At 70.7% G+C, this 26,328-nt stretch carries 22 protein-coding genes; 9 read left to right on the forward strand and 13 right to left on the reverse strand.

Annotated features, from left to right (window positions below):
- The first annotated feature begins 32 nt into the window (after nt 1-32).
- A complete protein-coding gene (locus BUB75_RS31550; RefSeq protein WP_084741942.1) occupies nt 33-1,751 on the forward strand; it encodes a GDSL-type esterase/lipase family protein in 1,719 nt (572 codons plus the stop codon).
- On the opposite strand, the gene BUB75_RS31555 is transcribed toward BUB75_RS31550, so the two are convergent.
- Nucleotides 1,748-2,608, reverse strand: a complete 861-nt coding sequence (locus BUB75_RS31555) for a biotin--[acetyl-CoA-carboxylase] ligase (RefSeq protein ID WP_073262109.1) — start codon at nt 2,606-2,608, stop codon at nt 1,748-1,750. The genes BUB75_RS31550 and BUB75_RS31555 overlap by 4 nt on opposite strands.
- Before the next feature lie 58 nt (nt 2,609-2,666).
- Between BUB75_RS31555 and BUB75_RS31560 the strand changes: the two genes are divergently transcribed.
- Genes BUB75_RS31560 through BUB75_RS31575 form a run of 4 tightly spaced genes read left to right on the forward strand, consistent with a single transcriptional unit; the run spans nt 2,667 to nt 5,901 of the window.
- Complete coding sequence (locus BUB75_RS31560) at nt 2,667-4,283, forward strand: acyl-CoA carboxylase subunit beta (RefSeq protein WP_073262111.1); 1,617 nt, start codon at nt 2,667-2,669, stop codon at nt 4,281-4,283.
- Between the two features lie 57 nt (nt 4,284-4,340).
- A complete protein-coding gene (locus tag BUB75_RS48605; protein WP_073262113.1) occupies nt 4,341-4,595 on the forward strand; it encodes an acyl-CoA carboxylase epsilon subunit in 255 nt (84 codons plus the stop codon).
- Nucleotides 4,592-5,293: a GNAT family N-acetyltransferase gene (locus BUB75_RS31570; protein ID WP_178380024.1), complete on the forward strand. Its 702-nt coding sequence runs from the start codon at nt 4,592-4,594 to the stop codon at nt 5,291-5,293. Before BUB75_RS48605 ends, BUB75_RS31570 begins: the two co-directional genes overlap by 4 nt.
- Nucleotides 5,245-5,901, forward strand: coding sequence for a Maf family protein (locus BUB75_RS31575; RefSeq protein WP_073262117.1), 657 nt, complete (start codon nt 5,245-5,247; stop codon nt 5,899-5,901). Before BUB75_RS31570 ends, BUB75_RS31575 begins: the two co-directional genes overlap by 49 nt.
- Here the strand turns inward: BUB75_RS31575 and BUB75_RS31580 are convergent.
- Nucleotides 5,876-7,114: an MFS transporter gene (locus BUB75_RS31580; protein WP_073262119.1), complete on the reverse strand. Its 1,239-nt coding sequence runs from the start codon at nt 7,112-7,114 to the stop codon at nt 5,876-5,878. The two genes, BUB75_RS31575 and BUB75_RS31580, sit on opposite strands and share 26 nt — an antisense overlap.
- A gap of 85 nt (nt 7,115-7,199) precedes the next feature.
- Between BUB75_RS31580 and BUB75_RS31585 the strand changes: the two genes are divergently transcribed.
- Together BUB75_RS31585 and BUB75_RS31590 are read left to right on the forward strand one after the other, a co-directional pair.
- Nucleotides 7,200-8,252: a phytase gene (locus BUB75_RS31585; RefSeq protein ID WP_073262121.1), complete on the forward strand. Its 1,053-nt coding sequence runs from the start codon at nt 7,200-7,202 to the stop codon at nt 8,250-8,252.
- Nucleotides 8,253-8,476: 224 nt separating this feature from the next.
- A complete protein-coding gene (locus tag BUB75_RS31590; RefSeq protein ID WP_073262123.1) occupies nt 8,477-10,246 on the forward strand; it encodes an acetyl/propionyl/methylcrotonyl-CoA carboxylase subunit alpha in 1,770 nt (589 codons plus the stop codon).
- 39 nt (nt 10,247-10,285) lie between these two features.
- On the opposite strand, the gene BUB75_RS31595 is transcribed toward BUB75_RS31590, so the two are convergent.
- From BUB75_RS31595 to BUB75_RS31635, 8 genes are all read right to left on the reverse strand, one after another.
- Nucleotides 10,286-11,353, reverse strand: coding sequence for an alpha/beta hydrolase (locus tag BUB75_RS31595; RefSeq protein ID WP_073262125.1), 1,068 nt, complete (start codon nt 11,351-11,353; stop codon nt 10,286-10,288).
- 133 nt (nt 11,354-11,486) lie between these two features.
- Entirely contained in the window at nt 11,487-13,649 is a 2,163-nt protein-coding gene (locus BUB75_RS31600; RefSeq protein ID WP_073262127.1) for a M36 family metallopeptidase, read from the reverse strand.
- The gene (locus BUB75_RS31605) at nt 13,646-15,856 is read right to left on the reverse strand and encodes a tetratricopeptide repeat protein (protein ID WP_073262129.1); all 2,211 of its coding nucleotides are present in this window, start codon (nt 15,854-15,856) and stop codon (nt 13,646-13,648) included. Before BUB75_RS31605 ends, BUB75_RS31600 begins: the two co-directional genes overlap by 4 nt.
- Nucleotides 15,857-15,860: 4 nt before the next feature.
- Nucleotides 15,861-16,691, reverse strand: coding sequence for a SagB/ThcOx family dehydrogenase (locus tag BUB75_RS31610; protein ID WP_084741944.1), 831 nt, complete (start codon nt 16,689-16,691; stop codon nt 15,861-15,863).
- 17 nt (nt 16,692-16,708) lie between these two features.
- Nucleotides 16,709-18,034: a YcaO-like family protein gene (locus tag BUB75_RS31615; RefSeq protein ID WP_073262131.1), complete on the reverse strand. Its 1,326-nt coding sequence runs from the start codon at nt 18,032-18,034 to the stop codon at nt 16,709-16,711.
- Nucleotides 18,031-19,116 (reverse strand): TOMM precursor leader peptide-binding protein, encoded by a 1,086-nt coding sequence (locus tag BUB75_RS44510; protein WP_143175524.1) that lies wholly within the window; start codon nt 19,114-19,116, stop codon nt 18,031-18,033. Before BUB75_RS44510 ends, BUB75_RS31615 begins: the two co-directional genes overlap by 4 nt.
- A 4-nt stretch (nt 19,117-19,120) precedes the next feature.
- Nucleotides 19,121-19,654, reverse strand: coding sequence for a hypothetical protein (locus BUB75_RS31630; RefSeq protein WP_073262137.1), 534 nt, complete (start codon nt 19,652-19,654; stop codon nt 19,121-19,123).
- A 195-nt stretch (nt 19,655-19,849) separates the two neighbouring features.
- Nucleotides 19,850-21,247, reverse strand: coding sequence for an NAD(P)H-quinone dehydrogenase (locus tag BUB75_RS31635; protein WP_073262139.1), 1,398 nt, complete (start codon nt 21,245-21,247; stop codon nt 19,850-19,852).
- Nucleotides 21,248-21,338: 91 nt separating this feature from the next.
- Here BUB75_RS31635 and BUB75_RS31640 point away from each other — a divergent pair, with 91 nt between their 5' ends.
- Nucleotides 21,339-21,791, forward strand: a complete 453-nt coding sequence (locus tag BUB75_RS31640; RefSeq protein ID WP_073262141.1) for a gamma-glutamylcyclotransferase family protein — start codon at nt 21,339-21,341, stop codon at nt 21,789-21,791.
- On the opposite strand, the gene BUB75_RS31645 is transcribed toward BUB75_RS31640, so the two are convergent.
- Nucleotides 21,777-22,691, reverse strand: coding sequence for a bifunctional helix-turn-helix transcriptional regulator/GNAT family N-acetyltransferase (locus BUB75_RS31645; RefSeq protein WP_073262143.1), 915 nt, complete (start codon nt 22,689-22,691; stop codon nt 21,777-21,779). The genes BUB75_RS31640 and BUB75_RS31645 overlap by 15 nt on opposite strands.
- Before the next feature lie 84 nt (nt 22,692-22,775).
- Between BUB75_RS31645 and ligD the strand changes: the two genes are divergently transcribed.
- The gene (gene ligD / locus BUB75_RS31650; protein WP_073262145.1) at nt 22,776-24,233 is read left to right on the forward strand and encodes a non-homologous end-joining DNA ligase; all 1,458 of its coding nucleotides are present in this window, start codon (nt 22,776-22,778) and stop codon (nt 24,231-24,233) included.
- On the opposite strand, the gene BUB75_RS31655 is transcribed toward ligD, so the two are convergent.
- Nucleotides 24,217-25,398, reverse strand: coding sequence for an amidohydrolase (locus BUB75_RS31655; protein WP_073262147.1), 1,182 nt, complete (start codon nt 25,396-25,398; stop codon nt 24,217-24,219). The genes ligD and BUB75_RS31655 overlap by 17 nt on opposite strands.
- Entirely contained in the window at nt 25,395-25,862 is a 468-nt protein-coding gene (locus BUB75_RS45660; protein WP_143175525.1) for a glutamate-cysteine ligase family protein, read from the reverse strand. Before BUB75_RS45660 ends, BUB75_RS31655 begins: the two co-directional genes overlap by 4 nt.
- Nucleotides 25,863-26,328: the final 466 nt, after the last annotated feature.

Raw genomic sequence — 26,328 nt, forward strand, 5'->3', positions numbered from 1 at the left:
CGTGGTCGCGAACGGTGCATCTGGGGAGGCGCATGCGCGCGGGCTTGTCGAGACGGCGTTTCCGGTTACCGGACGTGCGGCGGTGGCGACGTCGGCGGGTGATCGCGCTGATCGTGGTCGTGGCCCTGGTCGGCGGCGTCACGACGACGCTGCTCGTCCGGGCGCTGCGCGAAGAACCACCGCAACCGAGCGAACCAGCGGCGCGGCGGTACGGGTTCACCACCGACGGCGGTGCGCCGTGGGCTCCGGAGTCCGGCCGGCTCTCGATGGCGCGGAGCGGCGGGTCACAGCGGATCGAGATCGGCTTCCGGTTCCGCACCGAGGACGAGATCCGGCGCCTGGACGGGCACGGGCTGGAACTCCGGCTGACCGTGCGCACGGTCGGCCCGTGCGGATCGGCCACCGGCTGGAGCGCGACCCCGGCCAACGGTGGCGCCGCGCCGAGCGTCCGGGGCCTGCCGAAGGACGCCGAGCCGTACGTGGCCGTCACCGAGGGACAGACCTGCACCGAGACGCTCGTGCGGATCGGAAGCTTGAAGCCCGAGCACCTGACGGCCGGCCACGAGTACACGGTGACCGCGCGCGTGCCCGCCGGGCGGGCGACGCCGATCGGCGCGACGCTGACCGTCGCGCGGCGCGCGCTGGCCGACTGCGCGGGCGACTCCGACGCCGACCGGGCCGACTGCCTCCGCGGAACCGTCGCCTCGTCCGGCCCCGACGTGGAGGAACTGGTCAGCGCCGACCGCGGGTGGGCATTCGACGGCTCGGGATGCCGACGCTGGTTCAGCGAGGCGACGACGAGCTTCCCGTGCCTGCCCGACGACGGCGCCCGGATCATGACGCTCGGCGACAGCATCACCTCGGGCGCGATCGGTGACCACACCTGGCGGTACTGGGCGTGGCAGAAGCTGGAACCGGCGTCGCACCCGGAGTGGGTGGGCACGAAGACCGAGACCTGGACCGGGGACTACGCGGTGCCGCACGAGGACTGGGGCAGCAGGCACGACTCGCAGGCGGGCGTCACCGCGGACACCGTCGAGGGGCGGGTGCCGTCGCTGATGCGGCTGGAGCGTCCCGACCTCGTGCTGATCAACCTCGGGACGAACGACACGCATCCGCTGCACGGGAGCTCGGCCGCGGACGCCGCCGCCAGCCTCGACCGGATCGTGGCCTCCGCCCAGGCCGCCGACCCGAACGTGCAGATCCTGCTGGGGCAGCCGGACGGTCACCAGGACGTGCCGGTGAGCGTGATGGCGGAGCTGGCGATCCGGTTGGCCGGTGTCGCTTCCGCCCGCACGACCAGCGACTCGCTGGTGAGCATCGTCGACTTGCGTACCGGGTGGGACCGGGACGTCCACACGTTCGACGGGACCCACCCCACGCAGGCCGGTGAGTACCTGATCGCCAGCCGGTTCGTGAACCGGCTGGCGAACACGTTCGGGTTCGGCCGGGTCTACGGCGCGATCCCGCGGCCGCCGGCGCCTCCGACCCCGAAGAACGTCAAGTCGCTCGCCCAGGACGGCGGTCTGCTGCTGGCCTGGGATCGGGTTCCACAGGTCAGCGAGTACCGCGTCTACCTACGGGACGACACGCGAGGCGGGAAGTTCGAGCGGGTCGGGTCCGGCTCGCGCGAGGTCCAGTGGGGGCGCAGTGGCATGGCGGTCGGCCACCAGTACTCGTACTACGTGACCGCGGTGTCGTCGGGGCGGGAGAGCAAGCCCTCGCCGATCGGACGGGTCAGGGCGACCTAGCTGTCATCCCTCGGGCGGACGTGGATCACGTCACCGGCGGCCACCGCGACACGACCGGACGCGGTGTCCACCACGAGGCGGCCGTCGGCGTCGATGTCGACGGCACGTCCGTGCAGTGGGTCACCGGCCGGGACGTCGACTCGCACGTCCCGTCCGAGCGTGTCGCACCGCCGCCGGTAGGCGTCCAGCAACCCGGACGACGCCGCGTCCCCGCCGTGCCACCGCCAGGACTCGTACTCCTCGGCCAGCGTGTTCAGCACGGCGGGCAGCAGCTCGGCCCGGTCCGTGACCGTCGCGCCCGCCAGCGCCAGCGACGTGGTGTCCGGACGGTCCGGCGGCAGCTCGGCCTCGGTGAGCGTGACGTTCAGCCCGATGCCCAGCACGACAGCGTCACCGGCCACCTCGGCGAGCAGCCCGGCCGTCTTCTTCCGGTCGGCACCGGCCAGCAGGTCGTTCGGCCACTTCAGCCACGTCTCGACGCCCGCCACCGCGGCCACCGAACTCGCCAGCGCTGCCCCGGCCAGCAGCGGCACCCAGCCCCAGCGTTCCCGCGGCACCTCGGCCGGCCGCAGCAGCACGGAGAACGTCAGCCCGGCGCCGGGCGGCGACACCCAGCTCCGTCCCGCGCGTCCGCGCCCCGCGTCCTGCGCCTCGGCGACGAGGACGCTTCCCTCCGGCGCCCCCGCCTCGGCCGCGGCGGCCAGATCGACGTTGGTCGACCCGGTCCGCTGCCGGACGTCCAGCCCTACCCAGAACCCGCCCAGAATTCGGGCGCCCAGGGTGTCTCGATTCAGTTCCTGTCGACTCAGCTCCACACAAGGCACCGTAAAGAGTGATCCACGCCTTACTTCGTTCATCGGCCCGGAAAACTGCCTTAGGCTGCGGTCGCGCCGCTGCGGAGGAGGGCAATCAACGATGACTCTCGAAGCCACCCAGTCGTCCGAGCCGATCGACGGGCCGGACATCCACACCACGGCCGGCAAGCTCGCCGACCTGGAACGACGGGTGGACGAGGCGGTCCATGCGGGTTCCGCCCGCGCGGTCGAGAAGCAGCACGCGAAGGGCAAGAAGACCGCCAGGGAGCGGATCGACGCGCTTCTCGACGAAGGTTCGTTCGTCGAGCTGGACGAATTCGCCCGGCACCGTTCCACGAACTTCGGGCTGGAGAAGAACCGCCCGTACGGCGACGGTGTGATCACCGGTTACGGCACGATCGACGGCCGCCAGGTCTGCGTGTTCAGCCAGGACGCCACGGTGTTCGGCGGCAGCCTCGGTGAGGTCTACGGCGAGAAGATCCTCAAGATCCAGGACCTCGCGATGAAGATTGGCTGTCCGATCATCGGCATCAACGAGGGCGGGGGCGCGCGCATCCAGGAGGGCGTCGTCTCGCTCGGCCTGTACGGCGAGATCTTCCAGCGGCACGTGCTGGCCTCCGGCGTCATCCCGCAGATCTCGCTGATCATGGGCGCCGCCGCCGGCGGGCACGTCTACGGGCCGGCGCTGACCGACTTCGTGATCATGGTCGACCAGACCTCGCACATGTTCATCACCGGTCCCGACGTGATCAAGACCGTCACCGGTGAGGAGGTCTCGTTCGAGGACCTCGGTGGGGCCCGCACCCACAACACGAAGTCCGGCAACGCCCACCACATGGCCGCCGACGAGGACGACGCGCTGGAGTACGTCAAGGCGCTGCTCTCGTATCTGCCGAGCAACAACCTCGACGAACTGCCCGCGTTCGAGAGCGACACCACCGAGGACCTCACCGACTCCGACCTCGCGCTCGACACGTTCGTCCCGGACTCGGCGAACCAGCCGTACGACATGCACCGGGTGATCGAGGCGATCGTCGACGACGCCGAGTTCCTCGAGGTGCAGGCGCTGTTCGCCCCGAACCTGCTGATCGGCTTCGGCCGGGTCGAGGGCCGTCCGGTCGGCATCGTCGCGAACCAGCCGATGCAGTTCGCCGGCACGCTGGACATCGACGCCTCCGAGAAGGCCGCGCGGTTCGTCCGGTTCTGCGACGCGTTCAACGTCCCGGTGATCACGCTGGTCGACGTCCCCGGCTTCCTGCCCGGCACCGGCCAGGAGTGGGACGGCATCATCCGGCGCGGCGCCAAGCTGATCTACGCCTACACCGAGGCCACCGTCCCGAAGGTCACGCTGATCACCCGCAAGGCGTTCGGCGGCGCCTACGACGTGATGGGCTCCAAGCACCTGCGCGCCGACCTCAACCTCGCCTGGCCGACGGCCCAGATCGCGGTCATGGGCGCCCAGGGTGCGGCGAACATCGTCTACCGCCGGGAGCTGTCCGGGATCACCGACCCGGACGAGCAGGCGACCCGCAGGCAGGAACTGATCGCGGAGTACGAGGACACGCTCCTCAACCCCTACATCGCGGCCGAACGCGGTTACGTCGACCAGATCATCCGGCCGTCCCAGACCCGCGTTCAGATCGCGCGGGCACTGCGTATGCTGCGCGGGAAGCGGGACTCGCTTCCTCCCAAGAAGCACGGGAACATCCCGCTGTAACGCCCTGCGCTGAGAAACTTGCAGGGCGGTAGCTCCGCAACGGACGATGGGGACGTGATGACCACCAAGGACGCCGCGCCGCACCCGGGATCCGGGGACGACGCAGGCACCGAACCTGTCCTTCGGGTCCTTCGGGGCACACCCACTGCCGAAGAGCTCGCCGCGCTCGTCGGCCTGCTCACGGCGCGAGCCGCGGCGGTCGCTCCGGCACCGCCGCGACCGCGTGATCTCTGGCGCAGACACGAAGCACGGATCGGTGCTCCGCTGAGCGCGGGCCCGGGGGCATGGCGTGCCTCCGGGCTCCCGCGATGAGCCTGTCGATCCGACCACTCCGGCGCGACGACGTCGAGGGCTGCCTCCGCGTCATCGCGTCACTGCCGCGCTTCTTCGCGGTCAGCGACAGCGCACAGGCCGAGGACGAGGCCGAGCGCAGCGGCGATGATCTGCTCAGCGGCACCGGCCGCTCGAACAAGGGCGACGCCGAGCCGGAGAAAGTGGGCGCACACCGCCCGAAGGCCTACGTGTCCCAGGCGTCCGCGTCGCCGCGCAGCGCGCACCGCGTCACCGGGTCACACCCGGTGCAGCAGCGTCGCGGTCGGCACGGGATGCCCGACGACGAGGACGAACCGGCGCCCGGCGGCCGTAGCATCGCTCAGGCCGCGCGTGACCTCGGCACCCAGGGCGGCCTGGTGGCGATCGGGCCCGGCGGCGACGTCCTGGCGTTCCTCACCTGGAAGCGCCACGGCGACAAGGCTGCCGAGATCACCTGGATGGCCGTGCACGCCGCGCTGCGCCACCGCGGTGTGGGCACCACGCTGCTGACCCGGCTGGAGCGGCTGCTGGCCACCCAGGGCTTCCAGAACATCTCGGCGATCACGTCGGCGTTCTCCCACACCTACGAGCCCACTCGGCAGTTCTGGCGTGGCCGCGGCTACGCACCCGTGCTGGAGCTGGAGGACTTATGGGAGACCGACGTGGCCCTGGTGCTGACGAAAACCCTCACCCCGTGACCCGCCGTCTGGTGCTGGCGTCCCAGTCGCCGGCCCGGCTCGCGCTGCTGCGCGGTGCCGGTTTCGCGCCGGACGTCATCGTCTCCGGCGTCGACGAATCCGGCATGACCGGTACCCCGGCCGAGATCTGCCTCGAGTTGGCACGACGCAAGTGCCGCGCCGTCGTGTCGTCCCTCACTGCCAACGGCGATGTGGACGTCGATCCGCCGGTCGTCATCGGCTGCGATTCCGTCCTGGAGCTGGACGGTGTCGCTTACGGCAAGCCGAAGGACGCCGCCGACGCGATCACGCGCTGGCAGCTGATGGCGGGCCGCACCGGCATCCTGCAGACCGGCCACTGCGTCGTGGACCTGGCCACCGGCCGGGAGAGCTCAGCGGTCGCCGCTACGGCGGTGCGGTTCGGCACGCCCAGCGAGGAGGAGGTCGCCGCATACGTGGCGACCGGCGAGCCGCTGGTCGTGGCCGGCGCGTTCACGATCGACGGGCGCGGCTCGCTGTTCATCGACGGCATCGACGGGGACCACAGCAACGTGATCGGCCTGTCGCTGCCGCTGTTCCGGCGCCTCCTCGCCCGCCTCGACGTCAGCGCGGTCGACCTCTGGCGCTGAGCGCCGCCGGAGCCGCGGTGCGCCGGATCGCGAGGACTCCCGCGACCGCGAGCACGAACAGCGCGGGGACCACCAGGAACGCGCCGTGCGGGCCGATGTGGTCGGCCAGCGCACCGAGGACGAACGGCCCGCTGCCGATCGCCAGCCCGGCCGCGTAGGACGAGTAGCCGGCCGCCCGGTCGGTCTGCCCTTCGGAGGCCTGCAATCCGAGGTCGAGCGCGAGCGGGAACAGCGGCCCCAGACCCAGCCCGCAGAACGCCAGCCCGACCATCGCCGGCACCGGCGCGGTGGCCAGCCAGAACAGCCCGGTGCCGAGCAGCGCGACCGCCAGCGCCGGCAGGAGCAGCAGCGCCCCCGGGAACCGGACGGCCAGCGCGGCGCCGACGATCCGGCCCGCGCACATGCCGCCGATCACGGCGGTGACCGCAGCCGTGGCCAGTGCCGCCGAGGCTCCGGTGCGGTTGCGCAGGACGTCGGACGCCCAGAGCGTGGTGGCGAACTCCGCGGCGATGCAGCAGAGCATGATTCCCCAGGCGATCCAGTACCGCCGGGGCATCGGCCGCCGCGCCGCCCCGGCCGGCCCTGCGGTGGCCGGTTCCGGGACGGACGGCTGCCGGATGGCGTCCGCATGGGTGGGTGAACCGGAACGCAGGCGGGCAGCCGTGCGCCGGCCGAGCACGAGGATCACGACCGCGAGGACGCTCGCCACGACGAGCGCGGGCCGCCAGCCGTAACCCAGGTCGAGCGAGAGCCCGACCGCCAGCGGAGCCACCAGCCCCACGCCGCACGCGATCGCGTTGGCCTCCGCGAGCGCGGCGCCGGAGAACTCCGGGCCGTGGACGTCGAGCAGCACCGGCGCGACGACGTTGACCAGGATCGATCCGACGATTCCGCAGGCCAGCGTCGTACCGATGGTGAGCACGGGCACCGAGGGCACCGACACCAGCACCACGACGCCGATCGCCAGCGCGACGACCATCACCCAGAGCGTGGTACCGCGGCCCAGACGGCGAGCCAGCGGCGGATACAGCGCACCGGCGATCAGCGCGCCCACCGCGAGCGCGGTGCCGTGCAGGCTCGCGACCGCGCGACTCGTTTCCTGCTCGTCCCGCAGCAACGGGACGATCGGCCCGACGCCGTAGATGTACCAGCCGTAGAAGCCGAGGATCGCGTACACCAGAAACGTGGCCCGGGTACGGACGAGGCGGTTCACTGGCCCCAGCCTACGGTGGTGCGTTGACCGTGCTGACGCGTGTCGCTCTCGGCACACACACGCGGTGTCTCGTTACCGTTACTGCATGCGTATAGCGGCGGGGTTGATAGCGGTTGTCGCCGTGGCGGTCGTATCGAGCAGCGTGCCGCCCGAGCCGAGACGCGCCGCCGCACAGGAGACCGCCGTCACCGCGGGCGCCACCGTCGAGACCGAGCCGGTCGCGCACTCCGGTGACGCCGCCGACGACCCCGCGATCTGGTTCGACCCGACCGACGCCGCCCGCTCGCTCGTCATCGGCGCCGACAAGAAGGGCGCGCTGGAGACCTACGACCTCACCGGCAAGCGGATCCAGCGCATCCCCGACGTCTATCCGAACAACGTGGACGTCCGGGGCAACGTCGTGGTCGCCGCCGACGACGACACCGACGAGGGCGTCCTGCGCATCTACCTCGTCGACCCGACGACCCGGCAACTGACCTCGGCCGCCACGGTCCCGACCAGGGTGACCGCTCACGGCCTGTGCCTGTACCGCTCGCCGAAGACCGACAAGCTGTACGCGTTCCCGAACTCGGTCTCCGGCCGGGTCGAGCAGTGGGAACTGACCGTGCGCGGCACGGTGGTCACCGCGAAGTCCGTGCGGCTGTTCACGCTCGGCCGGGCGGTCGAGGGATGTGTCGCCGACGACGCGTCCGGCGCGCTCTACATCGGCGAGGAGAAAGTCGGCATCTGGCGGTACGGTGCCGAGCCGGACGCCGGCCGCAGCCGGACGATGGTCGACGGTGCACGCCCGGAGCGGGAAGGCCACCTCCAGGCCGACGTCGAGGGCCTGGCGATCGCGGGTGACCGGCTCTACGCGTCGTCGCAGGGCAGCAGCGACTACACCGTCTACGGCCGGATGGACAACAAGTACCTCGGCCGGTTCCGGGTCGTGAACAGCGGCGGCGTCGACGGCTGCCAGGACACCGACGGCATCGAGGCGAGCAGCCGGCCGCTGGGGACGGCGTTCCCGGCCGGGGTGTTCATCTGCCAGGACGGCTACAACCTGCGCGGGACGACCGTCGAACGGCAGAACTTCAAGCTGATCCCGCTCGATCGGGTCGTGCTGCCGATCGGCACGCTGCCGATCCCCTACCCCTGATCAGAACTGTACTGAACCGAGTCAGACAAACGCGACGAACGTCACCCTGTTTCTCGCCCGCGCGTACGCAATGATTACCAGCGGGTAGATACCGGCGTGACAAGTCGGGATGTGGCTCGGTGATCCTCCACACGCTCGGCCCGAACCCGCCAGGAGAGCCCTAAACTGCCCAACACCCGGCTACCACCCAGCCGCCATCGTGGGCGACGACGAGGGAGACGAGCGTGCAGAAAGTCCTCATCGCCAACCGTGGTGAGATCGCGGTTCGCGTGGTCCGTGCCTGCCGTGACGCAGGGCTGGCCAGCGTCGCCGTCTACGCCGACTCCGACCGGGACGCGCTGCACGCGCGACTGGCCGACGAGGCGTACGCGCTGGGCGGCGACACCCCCGGCGACTCGTACCTGCGCATCGACAAGCTGATCGACGTCGCGAAGCAGTCCGGTGCGGACGCCGTCCACCCCGGCTACGGCTTCCTGTCGGAGAACGCTTCGTTCGCTCAGGCCGTGATCGACGCCGGTCTCACCTGGATCGGCCCCACGCCGGAGGCGATCCAGGCGCTCGGCGACAAGGTCGAGGCCCGCCACATCGCCACCGCGGCCGGTGCGCCGCTGGTGCCCGGCACCAAGGACCCGGTCTCGGGCGCCGACGAGGTCGTCGCGTTCGCGAAGGAGCACGGGCTGCCGGTCGCGATCAAGGCGGCGTTCGGCGGTGGCGGCCGCGGCCTGAAGGTCGCCCGCACGCTGGAGGAGATCCCCGAGCTGTTCGCCTCGGCGGTCCGCGAGGCGGAGTCCGCGTTCGGCCGCGGCGAGTGCTTCGTCGAGCGTTATCTCGACCAGCCGCGCCACGTCGAGGCGCAGGTGCTGGCCGACCAGCACGGCAACGTCGTGGTCGTCGGCACGCGCGACTGCTCGCTGCAGCGGCGTCACCAGAAGCTGGTCGAGGAGGCTCCGGCGCCGTTCCTCTCCGAGGATCAGCGCGCGAGCATCCACTCGGCCGCCAAGGCCATCTGTAAGGCCGCCGGGTACCACGGTGCCGGCACCGTCGAGTTCCTGGTCGGCAAGGACGGCACGATCAGCTTCCTCGAGGTCAACACGCGGCTGCAGGTGGAGCACCCGGTCAGCGAGGAGACCGCGGGCGTCGACCTGGTCCGTGAGCAGTTCCGGATCGCCGACGGTGAGCCGCTGCGGTTCACCGAGGACCCCGCGCCGCGCGGCCACTCGTTCGAGTTCCGGATCAACGGCGAGGACCCGGGCCGCAACTTCCTCCCGGCGCCCGGCGCGGTGAACGTGTTCACGCTGCCGACCGGGCCCGGCGTCCGCGTCGACACCGGCGTCGAGCCCGGCTCGGTGATCGGCGGGAACTTCGACTCGCTGCTCGCCAAGCTGATCGTCACCGGCGCCGACCGGCAGGAGGCGCTGGAGCGCTCCCGCCGCGCGCTGGACGAGATGGTCGTCGACGGCATCGCGACCGTGCTGCCGTTCCACCGCGTCGTGGTGCGGGACCCCGCGTTCGCTCCGGCCGACCCGGCCGAGGCGTTCAGCGTCCACACGCGATGGATCGAGACCGAGTTCGACAACCAGATCCCGGTGTACTCGGGGTCCGCGCCGGAACTCGCCGAAGCCGCCGAGCGGGAGACCGTCGTGGTCGAGGTCGGCGGGAAGCGGCTCGAGGTGTCGCTGCCCGCGGGGCTCGGCGTGTCGTCCGGCGGAGGCGCCACCGCCGGTGCGGCGAAGAAGCCGAAGAAGCGGGCCGGTGCGGCCAAGGCCGGTGCGGCGGCGAGCGGCGATGCGGTGGTGTCGCCGATGCAGGGCACGATCGTCAAGATCGCGGTCGCCGACGGTGACGAGGTCGCGGAGGGTGACCTGGTCGTCGTCCTGGAAGCGATGAAGATGGAGCAGCCGCTCACCGCGCACAAGGCCGGAACGGTCAGCGGCCTGGCGGCGTCCGTCGGCGACGTGATCGCGTCCGGTGCGGCGGTCTGCGAGATCAAGTAGCACTTCATGGGGCCCGCTCCCGCGGGCCCCATGAGCTGGTCAGTCGGTGTATTCGGTGATCGACTCGACGAGGGTCGCGAGGAACTCCTTCGGCTTCTCGATGTGCGGGCTGTGACCCGTGTCGGCGATGACGAGTTCCTCGTAGCGTCCGCCGGCCAGCGCGTACCGGTCGAGCACGTGCCGGGTCTGCGCGACCATCGGCTGCGGTGGTGCCAGTTCGTCGCCGGGCCAGCCGGGCACCGCACCGATCTTGCCCAGGTACGCCAGGTCGAACAGCGACGTGTCGGACACGATCACGTCCGAGTCGCCGCGGATCCAGTAGATCGGCGGCTTCGGCTCGATCGTGTCCAGATCGTCCACCCGGAAGAACGTGGGCGCCATCGTGTTCAGGACGCCTCGCGTCCCGGGCACCGCCCCCGGCCACTCCGCGGTGACGTCGGACGTCCCGGGGTAGTTGTCGTCCCCGGTCCGGGTGCTGAGCATCGAGCTGACCCAGCGGTCGGCGTCGTCGGGGTCGGGCGTGAACGGCGCCTTGACGTAACTGCTGTGCAGCACCGCCCGCGGCGAGACCGGGGCGTCCGCCGTCCGGTCGCCCACCGCGAGCCGCTGGACGAACTCCGGGTTGGCGCTCCCGGCGCCGGAACCGAGGCCGGGCGGGTCGAGGTGCTGACCGTCGATGCCCTTGGTGCCCCCGAACCCGTAGGGCGACACGGGGTTGATCAGCGTCGCCGTCCGGACCAGCTCCGGGCGGTCGCGGAGGAGCTGCAGCACGACACCGCCGCCCATGCTCCAGCCCACCAGGTGCACCCGGTCGAGCTCCAGCACCTCGAGCAGGCCCAGCACGTCGTCGCTGAAGTCACGCAGGCCGCGCGTGGCGTCCACCGGCGCCGGGTCGGTGTCGCCGAACCCGCGCAGGTCGACGGCGATCGGCCGGAACGTGTCCGGTAGGTCGCGCATCGCGTACTGCCAGAAGAGCGAGGACGAGACGTTGCCGTGCACGAAGACGATCGGTTCCCCGACCGTGCGGCGCTCGACCTCCAGGACGTTGATCGTCAACCGCTCGGTCGGCACCCTGCGGGTCGAGATGCCAGGCAGCAGCAGGTCCATCACCAAGCTCCGATCTGGAAGGCGGGCGACCGCGGCGGCGTACTGCGGGACGAACAGGACCCTCACATCACCGGCCCCGCCCCGTCAACGCTTGACGTCGCCCGAAGGTCGGGATGGACCAGCAGCACCCTGGTCACTGGGTTTTCACGGTCAGAGTCCATGCGCGAAACACCCCGAGGCTGAGTCGTTGCAGGTCGGCGACGTTCAGCGTCCAGACGCCGCGGACCGGTTGCCCACGCAGACCGGCCAGCGCCGGTGTCGTCGCCAGGTCGAACGTGGTGACCAGATCGCGTCGGGCGTCGTCGTCGGGGGTTCGGAGCACCACCGACACGCCCAGCGGGCTGGTCAGCGTGACTCGAAGGTCACCGCGGAACTCGTGGCTGATGTCGACCGAGATGCTGACCCGTTCGACCCGGCCGTCGACGGCCATCGTGATCCGGCTGGTGACCCCGCGGGCGTCCTTGTCCGGGATCGCCGACCCGGGCCGGGCGGTCGCGGTGGGATCGACGACCGGGGCGGTCGGCGACGCGAAGTCCGCGACCACGCCGGCCAGTTGTGGACCCTGGGTCGTCGCGGCCGGCCCCATACCGAACCGTGCGAACGTCGTCCAGAACGAGTCGACCGCGGCACGGTGCGCCGCGGGTGCCAGTTGTCCGGCGGCCAGCATGCCGTCGAGCGCGCGGAGCATCGCGTCCCGCCCGTCCAGGAAGCTCGGGTTCGCGGGGGCCAGCTTGAGCGAGTCGACGACGACCTGCAACGCCAGCGGGGCGGTCACGCGCCGCTCGAACTCCAGCAGCGTCGCGCACCAGATCTCGCCGAGCTGGTGGGCCTTCCGGTACGTCGGCGTGCCGACGTCCGCGAACGTGCCCGGGAACGAGCTGTCGTACGGATGCCTGCGAATTCCGGAAGGCTTGTCCGTCACCCAGGCGGCGATCACCTGCGTGCCGGCGATCGAGCAGGCGAAGTAGTCGCTCCATCCCTCACCCATCCCCGCGCTCTGCGGTGCGAGCAGCGACACCGAGTTCGCGGGGCCCCCGATCAGGCGATTGGTCAGCCCGTGGGTGAACTCGTGGTAGACCACCGTGGCATCCAACGCGGTGTGCCGCCCGGACGCCGTGACCAGCCCGACGTTCAGCCGGGGGCGGGAGCCGTCCTTCGGCGTCGTCATGTTCGCGGTCGCCGAGACGATGTCCGGATACACGGTGACGAGCGCCGAGTCCGCGGCCGCACCACCCCGGCCCAGGGCGTCGGCCTGGAAGTTGCCGTCGATCTCACGGAAGCCCAGCAGGTAGTACAGGTCGTGCAGGTAACAGCAGTAGTAGAAGGCGTTGATCACGCGCCTGCGGGCCTCGTCCGGGGCGTCGAACGTCACGGATCCACCGGCCCGCACGCCGGTGACGCAGGTACCGGTCTCGGCGTCCACCGCGGTGACGGCGTTCCCGGACGTCTGCTCGCCCGCCACCCACGGGTCGGGAAAAGCGGCAGGCAGCGCGGTGGCGCTCCGCACCGGATAGTCGGTCAACGGTCGTGGCCAGGGAAACTCGGTGCGGGGGCCGTCGCCCCGGAGCGGGAACACCGTGCCGCTGGCCAGCAACCCGTGCGTGGTCGCGGACGCGAAGAGCACGCTGGCGTCCTGCGCGTCGACGATGAGCAGGACCGAGCCGCGTGGTTCGGGAAGCTGCAGTTCCATCAGCCATCCGAGGCGGAGAACCGCCCCCAGCGGCAGCCAGACCAGGTGTAGCCCGATGCCGCGCCCCGCGAACGGGCCCGGAACGAGGGTCGTCGGGCGGGACGGAAGGTCTGGGAACGCGACGATGACCTCGTCCGGAGCCGGGCCGAGCACGGGGAACGGTTCGGGTGTCTGGCCGAAGGGATCCGGTTCCTCGGTCCGGTTCTCCGGGAGGTTGAGGAAGTCGAGTCCGGCCGCCACCGCTGCGATCGCCTCGATCGTCGACAGTTCGGCCGAGGCGTCGCCGACCTCGACCGTCGATCCCACGCTCTGTTCGAGTGCGCCGCCGGGAGCGAACAGCACGGTGCTGTCCGCCTGGAACATTGGTATCCCCTGGTGGTACTGCTGGGCGTGGACGGACGCGGCACCCGAACTGGCGGTCTGCACCCGCGGGTCGGGGACGAATTCGATCGGCCTTCCCTCGTTGAGACCGGCGGCGGCGCCGGTCTGCTGCAGGTGGCTCAGCGCCCGGCTGAGAAAGTCGCCCTCCACCTCGATCAGGCCACCGGCGCCCGGCGCGGTGGTGGTGACGTAGCGCTCGAGGTTCCGCCGGTCAAGGTCTCTCATCGGACGCCTCCTCCGCTGGCGGCGCGGCTTCCCTCGCTGGTGACCAGCCGTCCGCACTCCGCCTCGTCCACCACGAGGTCGACGATCCGGTCGACCTCCAAGGACCGGAGGAGGCCGACGACGTCCTGGCTCGGTAGGTGGTCGGCGAGGTCACGGACCGTCGGGTGCCGGCCGGACCGGACCGCGTCGATCAGCAGGCTCGCGGGGCCGGTGACCCGCTGCGGGCGGTGATAACGCCGGTATCGGACGACACGCTCGGCGCCGTCCGCCTCGATCGCGGCAACCCCGGCAGCGAGTTCGACCCGGCAGCCCAGCACCGCGTCCCGGGCGAGCGTGTCGTCGAGGACGAGCGGGGTGCCGTCGAGGACGAGCCGTCGAACGCCGAGCCGGAGGGCGGATTCGAGGGCTTCGCTCGCGGTGGCGGCCAATCCGCGCCGCAGCCGATCGTCCAGGACCAGTCGGGTGCCGCCGGGCCGGTGCGGTAGGTCGAGAGCCAGCCGCTGGGCGACCAACCGCGCGAGGCGGCGGCGGGTCGGAGCGTCGGGCTCCGTCGCGGGGGCGTCGGCGCTCGCGATGAGAACGGTGCAGCCGGCGGTCAGCACCAGCGTGGCCTGCCGCAGATCGACGCCAGAGCCGCCGGGGCCGCCGGCCGCGGCGGCGTCGGCGTCGGCCGCGGCGGCAGCAGCAGCAGCGGCGGCGGCGGCGGGCCAGGTCACCGTCGCCGGGCCGAACGGGAGCGCCTCGCGAGGGCCGCGTGCCTCGGAGGGGCCGGTTGCTAGGCGGGCCTCGAAGGCCGCGTCGACGGCAGCCGGATCCACCCGCTCGCCGAGCCGGTGGTCGCCGGTGATGGCCGAAGCGACCCGCTCGCCCAGCGCCTCCGGCAATTCCAGCCCCAGCCACAGCAACGCGGCGCGCAACCAGGCCGTCGCCGCCTCGCCCGCCTGCCCCTGCTGGGTCCGGACGTGCGCGCGGCACACCTCGGCGTGCAGCACGTCGTGCGGTGTCCCGATCCCGTGCGTGGTCGCGAACGCTGCCGCGTAACACTCCTCGGCGGAATCCGGCCGCCCGGCCCGCCGGTGGAGGCGCGCGAGGTTGAGGCTGTTCACGTAACTCAGCTGGGGATCCGGATCCGGCGACGCCCGCAGCGTGCGCTCGATCCGCTGCTCCAGGCGCAGCGCTTCGTCGGCGTCGCCGCTCCGCAGCCGCGCGAGCGCGGTGATGTTGAGCAGGTAGAGAAACTCGGGCCGATCGCCCCAGCCCGCGAGGTCCGCCGCCGCCGCGTCGAAGTCGGCGAGCGCCCGCCGGACGTCTCCGGACATCACCGCGCCCCAGCCTCGGCACTGATGCAGGAATCCCCGCAGCTCGCGGGGCGCCTCGCGCGGGGGGCGCGGTAGCCCGGCCGCCAGGTCGAACCGGTGCAGTCCGATGGCCAGCCCGCCCAGTTGGGCAGCGCAGATCGCCTTCTGGAACGGGGTGCGAGCACAGTGGACCGCGTGCGCAAGGAGGTCGACCGCGGCTTCCTCGTGGTGCGCCGCACGCTCCGCCCAGGCCTGCTGGCAGAGCAGCTCCGGCCGCGTGAAGTAGGCGCTCCCCCGACGCTGCGCGTAGGCGGCCAGGCCTGGTACGTCGGCGAACCGATCGGCGAGGTGGTCGTAGTCCAGCGGGCTCGCGTCGTCACCCGCTCGACGCAGTTGCGGGGGGACGAGGAACTGTCCGCCGGGCAGCGGGACCAGCCGAGTCTCGAGGCGAGCCGCTGTCCGGGCGTCCAGCAACCCGGGAACGAGCGCGACGAGCGGAACGTCCGGTTCGGAGTGCTCGCACGGTGCGATCTGCAGGGTTCGGCGGGTCAGGCGCGGATCGAGCCGGGCGAGGAACGTCCGGTCGTACCGCGAGACCGTCTCGCCGGCCGCCGGTGGTACCACCGCAACACCGGGGATGTCCGCGCTCCGGAGGAGCCCGCTGATCCGGCGCGCGGCCCGGTCAGCGTCGATCAGCAGCGTGTCGCCGGCCGCCTCGGCGTCGATCGAACGGGCGATGACGTCCGCGTAGTCCCAGCTCTCCGCGTACGTCGTCCAGTCGATGTCCGCGGCGGGCTGTTCCAGAGGGACCTCGACGCCCAGCTGCCGATCGAGCTGGGCGGCAGCACTCTGCCCGGCCCAGCTGCCCCGGCTCAGGTCGACGACGACCAGCGGGTCAACGTCGTCCATGAGCTCACGACCCTCCCCGGCCCCCCACGGCCACCAGGTAGACCGTCGAGTGCCGAAGGCCGTCCAGCCCGAGGTAGGCGTCGACAGCGTCGTCGAAGTACCCGCCGATGTTCAGGGCGGCGTAGCCGAGTGCAGCGGCGGTCAGGTCGACGTTCTGCCCGACGTGTCCGGCCTCCAGCAGCACGAACCGGTAGCCCCGCTCGCCGTACTTGAACGTCGAGCGGTAGAAGATCGCGGTGAGGAAGATCGTCACGGCGGCGTGGTCGACCACTTCGGGAGCGACCAGCGTCGAACGGAACGCGCTCCGCGGCTCGTCACGGAGCAAACGGACGCTGTGCGTCAGCGGCTCGTAGTGGAAGAGGCCGACCGGCAGTCCGAGCACGTCGCTCGCGTGGACGTACAGCTCCAGCGGATACAGGGCCCCACCGGAAGGCACCGACCGGAAACGCCGCGGGAAGTCCCCTTCGGGCTGGTGCTCCCGCAGCCCGTAGGCGGCGTGCAGCAGCGTCGAGAGGTCGTCGATCGTGAGGACGGTGTCGGTCATCGTGCGGGCCGACTCCCGCCGGTCGATCGCCGTCTGCACGCTGACGTCGTCCAGGGGGGTGCGCCGCGGGAGTTCGAAGCGCGGATAACCGCGATACGTCAGCTGCTCCTCCAGGGCCTCCATCTGGGCGACGACGACGTGGTCCGGCAGCATGCCGCGCAGCTCGCCGGTCTTGGAGTTCTCGTGGAAGATCTCCCAGGCGACGTCGGGGACCAGCGGCCGCGAGGTTCCGGCGCCGATGCCCGGCACGACACGGCGGCCGGGCGGTGGTGCGTGCAGCTTCTCGGTCATGAAGCTCCTCCGGCCGGCTACGGGAACGGATGCGGTGACGGGTTGTCGTGGTCGGTGATGCCTCGGTGCCCCAGCTTCTGCGGCACGGTCCACAACCGCGTGCCGCCGAGGGCCCGGTAGCGGTGGCCCATGCAGAGCGGGTGCAAACCGGGCACGACCGCGCGGACGACGTACAGTCCGGCCACCGCGACGTCGTCGGTGGTGAGGTCGACGAGGAGGGTGTGGTACCCGGTGTCCGCGATTCGGTCCACCACCCACCGCAGCTGGTCAGCGGGATCGTGCGGAGGCGGAGCGCTGATCTCGTCGAGGTCGATCTCGCGGACGTCCTCGAACAGGAAGCTCGCGAGCGGCGCGTTCGCGTGGTCGCACCAGAAGTTCAAGTGCTCCACCTGGCTGACCACGTTCTCGTGCCCCTCGACCACTTCCAGCCGTGGCGCGTAGTCGAAGATCTGCTGGCAGTACCGCCGGGTGTGCTCGAGTTCCTCGAGGCCCTTCCGGACGGCTTCGGCGGCGGTCATCGCGGTCGCGGCGGCGAACGCCAGCGCCGGGCGCTCGGGGGACGATGACCGTAGGACGGTCATGACGGTGGGGATACCGAGGTCGGTGGTGACGTCGAAGACGATGGCCTCCAGGCCGACCCGGTCGAAGCGGTCGACGAGGTCCGCCGACACCGGATCGAGGCTCGCGGGCCGGATCCGCGCCGGCCGCATCATCGCCTGCCAGGTCAGGACGAACGCATCGCGCTCCACCACCTCGCACACCGCGGACACCGACGCCTCGAGTACCGAACGCCCACAGGAGAGGCCCGTCGAGATCGGCTCGATCACCGGGGCCTCGCCCGGCGCGTAGTAGTACGGCACGTAGACCGAGGCCGTCGGGACATGCTGCGTCTGACGGGTCACCGCGTTGTACGCCGCCGTCCACCGCACCGGCGACTCGTCGGTGAACGGAACCATCTGGAACCCCGGTTCGCCGTACTGCGCCGGGGTGTAGAGCGCGAAGTCCGCGGGTGGCACGCAGTCGAAGTCCGCGGCGCTGCGGGCGACGACCGGGAAGTCGTCGAGGTCGTAGATCGCCGCGCAGTATCGCTCGACGGCCTCGCCCATCGCCTTGCCGGCGGCCCGGAGCGGCTCAGTGGACGCCCCTCCGGTGTTCGCGAAGTTCCGCTGCCCGGTGAACGCAGCGGTGTCGGAGGCGCGTCCGCTGTACTGGAAAAACTCGGGGGCACCGGGTGATCTCGGTACTTCCGAGATCGCCCGGATCACTCCGACCTTCGGATCGAGGAGGTAGGCGAGACGGCGCGCGAGGTCCGCGGGGTCGTCCGCCGTGCGGGACGCGGTCATCCGTGGGGCTCGTGCGTGCCGGGAAGGAACGTCCGGCCGAAGATCTCGGTGGTCGACCGCGCCGACGCTTCACCGCAGACCGGGCAGCGCGGCAGCTTGAGCACCGGACGGCAGACCAACCCCGGCGCGAGCAGGTCCACCTCGATCAACGCGCCGATGACGCGTGGACTACCCCAGGCGCCCAGCAGCCGGGAGATCTCCAGCGCCGCGAACTGACCGAGCGCAGCCGGTAGCGCGGGATGGTAGGCCGCCGTGACGCCCTGGCCGAAGAACGCGAGCGGCTCGGTGCTGCGCATCTCCTCCCGCTGGTCGAGGTTCGCGTTCTGGCGGAGGTAGGCGCACTCGAAACACGCCGCCCGCCCCGGCACCGACAGCGGCCCGACGTATCCGACCAGGTCCTGGAGGACCACTGGGAGGAACGGGATGTCTCGCTCCAGGCTGTACCTGTTCCAGACCCGCATCAAATCCAGTCCGCCGAAATCCGACGTCGCTACCAAGCAATGAAGGCCGGATCGGTCTTTTTCCGACCATTCGTCGTAGGCAACCGGGACGCCGAGATCCGCCGGCCACGAATCGACGGACACCTCACCGGACTCGTCGAGCATCCGGAGATTACAGAGGAACGGATAATTGACTACTTCGACTGTGCCGATCCCGGCCGCCCGCAGAGTCGACACCAGCGCAGCAGAAACCTCGTTGACACCGATTACCGCGATATGCGCTTTTGCCAGTTGTTGCGCGACTTCTCCGGGCGACGCCCCCGCCGACCAATGGAACAGCTCCAGCGGAGTTTCCCAGGGTGGATCCGGATCCGGCTCGTCGTCCGCGAGCAGCAGACGATGTTGCTCCAATTGTTCGAGCAAAGCGTCCGCATTCGAGCGGGTTGCTCCGTCGAACAACTCCCGAATGTCCTCGACGCTCGAACCGCGAGCGGCGGCGTCCAGCACCGTGAGGACAAATTCATAGGCGCCGGATCCACCGACCCGCAACTCCATGCGACCGCGCTTGATGATCACGCCGCCCGCGATCGGGACGAGTTGCAGGGGGCGTAACCGGAGCGCTCGAGCAGACGACCCGCTCACCGGCTCACGCGACCTGGACTACCGCGTCCTGGTCCGCTGCCGGGGCGACCGCCGCCGCGCAGCACGAACAACACGGTGTACAGCAACAGCAGCTGACGCCACCGTCGCCGGTATCCGTCTGCATCGCGGCCTCCATCTCTTCCAGGCCGTTGACCGCGAACCGCTGGTGGAATGCTTCCTCGACGGACTTCAGGTCGTCGAACGTGAGACCCAGTTCTCGCATCTTGTCGCCGGCTCCGGAGCCCTGCAACGCGAGCAGATCGCCCTTCGTCAGCGTTTTGGCCTTCGGCGAGAGCAGCGCGGCTTGGTCAGGCGTCAGCATTTTGAAGATCGGGATATCGAGCGGCATCGTCCCACTGAAAGCCCCGGCCTCACCGCCGGGAATTTCGGCATCCGACCCGAGTGCGAATTTGAGCGCCTGAAGCGCGAGCGTCGGATGCGCGAGCACGGCTTCGCGGAGAGTCTGCAGACTCAGCGTCGTCGTATCGGGCGTGCCTTCCGTTGTGTCAACCGCGATGACCCGAAACTCCGTCGCCATTTCAGCCCCTCCCCTTGCGCGCCACCGTGAAACATTCCGGGCCCGCAGCGCTCGGCCCGCGTCGAAAGTTCGTGAGGTAGCTGCACTCTAAAAGCGACGATCAATGCGGTCAACAGCCATCCGGGCGGAACGGCATGCCAATTCACGGACCCGACCGAATTCAATTACTCCGCAGAAACAGCAGTCACATTGGTCTCATTCGAACTCATGCTGCATCAACTGACGCGCTGCTTCGGTGAGAGAGCCGGACAGAGACGGGTAAATCGAGATCGTCTGGGCGATCTGATCGACCGTGAGGTGGTTCTGCACGGCCATCGCGATCGGCAGGATCAGCTCGCTCGCCCGCGGTGCGACGACCACCCCGCCGATCACCAATCCGGACGCCGGGCGGCAGAACAGCTTCACAAAACCGTCCGTCAGCCCCTGCATCTTCGCGCGCGGGTTCGTCCCGAGCGGCAGCGTGATCGTGCGGGCGGGCACCTCCCCCGCCTCCATCGTGGTCTGCCCGAACCCGACCGTGGCGATCTCCGGATCGGTGAACACGTTCGCGGCGACCGTCCGCAACCGCAGCGGCTGCACGGCCTCGCCGAGCGCGTGCCACACCGCGATCCGGCCCTGCATCGCCGCGACCGAGGCGAGCATCAGCACGCCGGTGACGTCACCCGCCGCGTAGATACCGGGCAGGTTGGTGCGCGAGACCCGGTCGACGGTGATGAACCCGCCGCCCCCGACCTCGACACCGCACTCCTTCAACCCCAGGTCGGCGGTGTTCGGCACGGAGCCGATCGTCATCAGCGCGTGGCTGCCCTCGACCGTGCGGCCGTCGGTCAGCCGCACCACGACACCGTCGGCGGTGCGCTCGACGCCCTCGGCGCGCGCGTTGTAGAGGATCGTCATGCCGCGCCGCGCGAACACCTGCTCGATCTGGGTCGCGGCGTCGGAATCCTCGTGCGGCATGACCCGGTCACGGCTGGAGACGAGCGTGACCTGGACGCCCATCGCGAGGTACGCGCTGGCGAACTCCGCACCGGTGACACCGGAGCCGACCACCACCAGGTGCGTCGGCAGCTCGGGCAGGTCGTAGACGTCCCGCCAGGTCAGGATCCGCTCGCCGTCCGGCTCGGCGCCGGGGATGACGCGCGGCGAGGCTCCGGTGGCGAGCAGGACGGTGTCGGTCTCCACCTGGTACGGCGCGGAGCCAGTGGGCTCGATCGTGACGATGTGCCGCAGCCCGACGCGACCGTCCAGCCGGGCGAACCCGCTGATCACCTCGACGCCGGCGGACGCCACCGTGCTGCGGATGTCGGCGGACTGCGCCAGCGCCAGCCCCTTCACCCGGCCGTGCACCGCCGACGCGTTGACCTTGACGTCCTCGGGCTCGCAGGCCATCACGCCGAGCGAATCGCCATGCCGGAACGCGGTTGCCGCGTCGGACGTCGCGATGAACGTCTTGCTGGGGACGCAGTCGTAGAGGACACACGCTCCGCCGAGCCCGTCCCGCTCGACGAGCGTCACCTCGGCACCCAGACGAGCCGCGACGAGCGCAGCCTCGTATCCCGCGGGACCGCCACCAATGATTACGATGCGCGACACGTCCCGACCCTAGCTGACTCCTGGATCGGTTCTCCGAAGCCGTGGCGGCCGGGCGACGGCGATGTGACCCACGGGGTTAGAGTGCGGGTCCATGGGCCTCTACGCCGCCTACGGGACGAACATGCACCCGAGCCAGATGCAAGAACGGTGCCCGCGCTCCCCGAGCGCCGGATCCGGCTGGCTGGAGGGGTGGCGGCTGACGTTCGGCGGCGAGGAACTCGGCTGGGACGGTGCGCTCGCCACGATCGTCGAGGACCCGAACGAGCGGGTGTTCGTCGCGTTGTACGACGTCAGCGAGTTCGACGAGCCCACGCTGGACGCTTGGGAGGGCGCCGACCGGGGCCTGTACCGGAAGCTCAAGATCCGGGTGCACACGCTCGAGGGCGAGGTGCTGGCCTGGTTGCACGTGCTCGACTCGTTCGAGGGCGGGATGCCGTCGGCGCGCTACCTCGGCCTGATCGCCGACGCAGCCGAGGCCGCAGGCGCACCCGACGACTACGTCCGCTCCCTCCGCGACCGGCCCTGCACGTCAACCGAGCTGTAGCTCCCAGTGCTCGGCCAGGCCGGCCGGGTCGAGGGAGTCCTCGGCGCTGGTGTGCTCGAGGGTGAACCCGGCCTTCGCGTAGATCGCGCGGGCGGCGGTGAGCGCGTCCTGCGTGTGCAGGACCATCCGCCGGTACCCCACGGCGCGCGCGAACGCGACGCACTCGTCCACCAGTCGGACGCCGAGCCGGTGGCCACGTGCGGCCGGCTCGACCAGCAGGAGCCGTAGCCGCGCGGTCTCGTCGTCCTCGAACTCGCAGCCGACGGAGCCGAGCAGGCGTCCGTTGCGCTCGGCCACCCAGAACCGCTGGCGACTCTGGTCCGCGCGTCCCAGGAACCGAGCGATGATCGCGGCGACCGCGGCCTCGAAGCCCGGCCAGCCGTACTCCTCCTGGTAGACCTGCGCATGCCGGGTGAGCACCCATCCCAGCTCGCCGGGCCCGGCCGGGCGGATCCGGACCTCGGCCTCCGGCGGCGCGCCGAACATCTCGGCGATCGTGTCGAGTGCCGCGACCAGCGCCTCCCGATCCGCCGTCGACAGCGGCTCGAGCAACTCGGCGACCAGCGCGTCGGACCGCACCGCGAGGTGCCTGGCCACGTACCGGCCGGATTCGGTGACCGCGACGAGCTGCCTGCGTCGATCGTCCGGATCGGCGTTTCGGGTGATCAGGCCCCGCTTCGCGAGCCGGTCCAGCAGGCGGGTCGTGTACCCCGGGTCGAGCTGCAGCCGACCGCGAAGCTCCACCACCGGCTGCGGGGATCGCTGCGTGACTTCGTAGACCAGGCGCGCCTCGGGGAGGCTCAGCCCGGATTGCAGGTAGCTGTCGTCGAGGAGGGCGGTCACCTCGGTCCAGGTCCGGTTGAAGCGTCGGACGGTGGCGACCTGTTCGGTGGCGGGCATGAGGCCATCGTGCCGCATTCTTTGACGGAGTCAAAGGATTTCGTTTGGGCTGTTTCTCGTCGCGGCATGGGGTAGAGAGGAGACGTGGCCGAGAAGGACCGGCTGGCGCGTTACCGGGCGATGCGCTCCGCCGACCGCACGCCCGAGCCGGTGCCGGACGACGCGCCGGTCACCGCTGGTGACGAGGTAGCTCCGCGGTTCGTGATCCAGGAGCACCACGCACGCGCACTGCACTGGGACTTCCGGCTGGAGCGGGACGGCGTCCTGGTCTCCTGGGCGATCCCGAAGGGGCTGCCGCCCGATCCGAAGCAGAACCACCTCGCGGTGCACACCGAGGACCACCCGCTCGACTACGCGACGTTCGAGGGGGAGATCCCGGCGGGCGAGTACGGCGGCGGCTCCGTCTCGATCTGGGACCACGGCACATACGAGCTGGAGAAATGGACCGACCGCGAGGTCAAGGTCGTGCTGCACGGAACTCGATCCCAGGGTCGGTTCGTGCTGTTCCGCACCGGTGGCGACGGGGGAAAACGCGGCCGGGACTGGATGATCCACCGGATGGACCCGCCCGATCCCGGCTGGCGACCACTGCCCGAGCTGGTGCCCCCGATGCTCGCGACGCTCGGCACGCTGCCGAGCGACGACGACGAGTGGGCGTACGAGATGAAGTGGGACGGCGTCCGGCTGGTGCTGTACGTCGCCGGCGGTCGCGTCCGCGCGCTGACCCGCAACAACCGGGACGTCACCAGCAACTATCCGGAGCTGAGCGCGCTCGCCGCCTCGGTCGGCGTCCGGCAGCTGGTGATCGACGGCGAGGTCGTCGCCGTCGACGCCTCCGGCCGGATCAGCTTCGGAGCACTGCAGAACCGGATGCACGTCGCTCGGCCGGGAAAGTCGCTGCTGGCGAGCTCGCCGGTGACCTACCTGGCATTCGACCTGCTGCACCTGGACGGGACGCCGCTGCTCGACCAGCCGTACGTCGAACGGCGCCGCCTGCTCACCGAGCTGAACCTGCGCGGTCCGCACTGGTCGTCACCACCGCACTTCGACGGCGGCGGCCGGGACGCGGTCGCCACCAGCCGCGCCCAGGGCCTCGAAGGCGTCGTCGCCAAGCGGCTGACCTCGAAGTACGTCCCCGGCAAGCGCAGCAGGGACTGGGTGAAGGTGAAGAACGTCCGCACCCAGGAGGTCGTCGTCGGCGGCTGGCGTCCGGGGGCTGGCCGCCGCGAGGGGCGGGTCGGCTCGCTGCTGCTCGGCATCCCCGGGCCGGACGGCCTGGAGTACGTCGGCCACGTCGGGACCGGGTTCACCGAGGCGGTGCTCGACGAGCTCACCGCCCGGCTGCGCCGAGCGCAGCGGAAGACCAGCCCGTTCGTGACGACGCTCCCCCGGCCGCACGCGAAGGACGCGCACTGGGTGACGCCGCAGCTGGTCGGCGAGGTGGCGTTCGGCGAGTGGACCGACGAGGGGTTCCTCCGCCACCCGTCCTGGCGGGGTCTGCGCACGGACAAGACGCCGGACGACGTCACCCGGGAGTCGTGAGGGCCTCTCGCTCGCGGAGCGCGATCAGGGCCGTGTTGGCGAGCAGCTTCACGCCGATGCCGATCGCGGCCTCGTCCACGTCGAACGAACCCTGGTGCAGGTCGAGGGTCTCCCCCGGACGCCCGACGCCGAGCCGCGCCATCGCACCCCAGCAGTGCTCGAGGTACCAGGAGAAGTCCTCGCCGCCCATGCTCTGCTGGGTGTCGACGATCGCGTCGTGGCCGAGCGTCGTCGTGATCGCCTCGCTCAGCACCCCCACCGAGTGCGCGTGGTTGACGACCGGCGGCATGCCGCGGTTGTACTCGACGTCGGCCACCGCACCGGTCGGCGCGACCACCTGGTGGACGAGTTGCTCGATCAGCTTCGGCGCGAGCTCCCAGGCCGAGTGGTCCAGGCACCGCACCGACCCGCTCACGGTGCCGGTCTGCGGGATCGCGTTCGGCGCGACGCCGCTGTGCACGGAACCGAACACCAGCGACAGCGCGGCGCGGACGTCCACCCGGCGGGCCAGCAGCGCCGGGACGTCGGTCACGACCCGGGCAAGTGCGGTCACCAGGTCGACGGTGAGATGCGGCCGGGCGGTGTGACCACCGGGCCCGGACAGCTCGACCTTCACGAAGTCGGCCGCCGCGGTGAGCGGACCCACCCGCAGCCCGACCTTGCCGGTCAGCGTCCGCGGGTCGCAGTGCACCGCGAAGATCTCCTCGACGCCCGCCAGCCGGCCGGCGTTGATCACGTCGAGTGACCCCGAGGGCAGCGCTTCCTCGGCCGGCTGGAACAGCAGCCGCACGCGGCCCGGCAGCGCGTCCCCCATGGCCGCCAGCGCGAGCCCGGCCCCCAGCACGATCGTCGTGTGCACGTCGTGGCCGCACGCGTGGCACACACCGTCCACGGTCGAGCGGTACGGCACGTCCTTGACGTCGGGCAGCGGCAGCGCGTCCAGGTCGGCACGGAGCGCGACGAGGTGATCGCCGGAGCCGATGTCACACGAGAGGCCGTTGCCCTTGGGAAGCATCACCGGGTGCAGCCCGGCGTCGCTCAGCCGTTCAGCGACGAGTGCGGCGGTCGGCTGCTCGGTGTTCGAGAGGTCGGGGTGGGCGTGCACGTGTCGCCGGAACTCGACGAGCGACTCCTCGTGCGTGGCGACCCAAGCGTCCAGGTTCACCGGGGAAGGCCGCCTCGCGCCTCCGACGGGCCCGCCGCAAGAACGTGCTCTCTTCCCGACGGTTGCTCAGAGCAACCCAGTCGCCGTGCAGTCGGCATGAGGTCCTCGACCAGATCAGTTATGACGTCCGCTTCTGGAACTACCGTGCCACGGTCGTCAACAATGACTTCGGTATCGATGTCGCGCCGGGCAGCGCGCAATTGTGTTTCTCGAACGACCCAGCCGCGCGGCACCGGGAGAGTGTATCCCCGGTCAAACTCGCGGTCGAGCCGTTCCACCAGGTATTCGGCCGGTGCGACGACGCCCGTGACCTCGTCCGACGCCGGCGAGGCGGCACGGATTCGCACCTGGACGGCGTCGAAATCGGGATGGGTTCGGATCTCCCACCAGACCTCCCGGATCGAGTCGATCGCCCTTGCGAGCCCGAAGAGACGAGGAAATGCGGCACCTACTGTGTCGGCCAATTGACGATCGGAATGACTTTTTCCGCGAACATTTATTACCGGCGTCCGGGAGACTCCCGGGACAGCACCGCCCCATTCAGCGTGAGCATTGGTTAGCACAACGTGACATGTTCACATGAATGACCGGTACGTAACGGGACGTGACCGGCCGATTCCGACTTCGTTACCCGACCGATACCAGCGCTAACGCGGCTTTTATTCGGATAATCGCCCGGGTCTGTGTGACAGCACACTTGCCCGACGCCGCCGGGTCCGACACCCTTTCTCGAAGCAGGTCGGCAGACTCAGTCGAGACTCCGACAAGTGGACCGGTCCCGTCCGGCACGGTGATCGAGCCCGGGCTGGCACGATTGGGCCAGAGTGCTAGGACGGGCGAGTAGAAAAGGTGAGCGTGGACGCACCCACCCCGGTAGACGGCACGTCGGCTGCGCAGGCGCCCGATGGCCGGACCGTCGGCAGACGGTAC

The sequence above is a fragment of the Cryptosporangium aurantiacum genome (assembly GCF_900143005.1).
GTDB classification, from domain to species: Bacteria; Actinomycetota; Actinomycetes; order Mycobacteriales; family Cryptosporangiaceae; genus Cryptosporangium; species Cryptosporangium aurantiacum.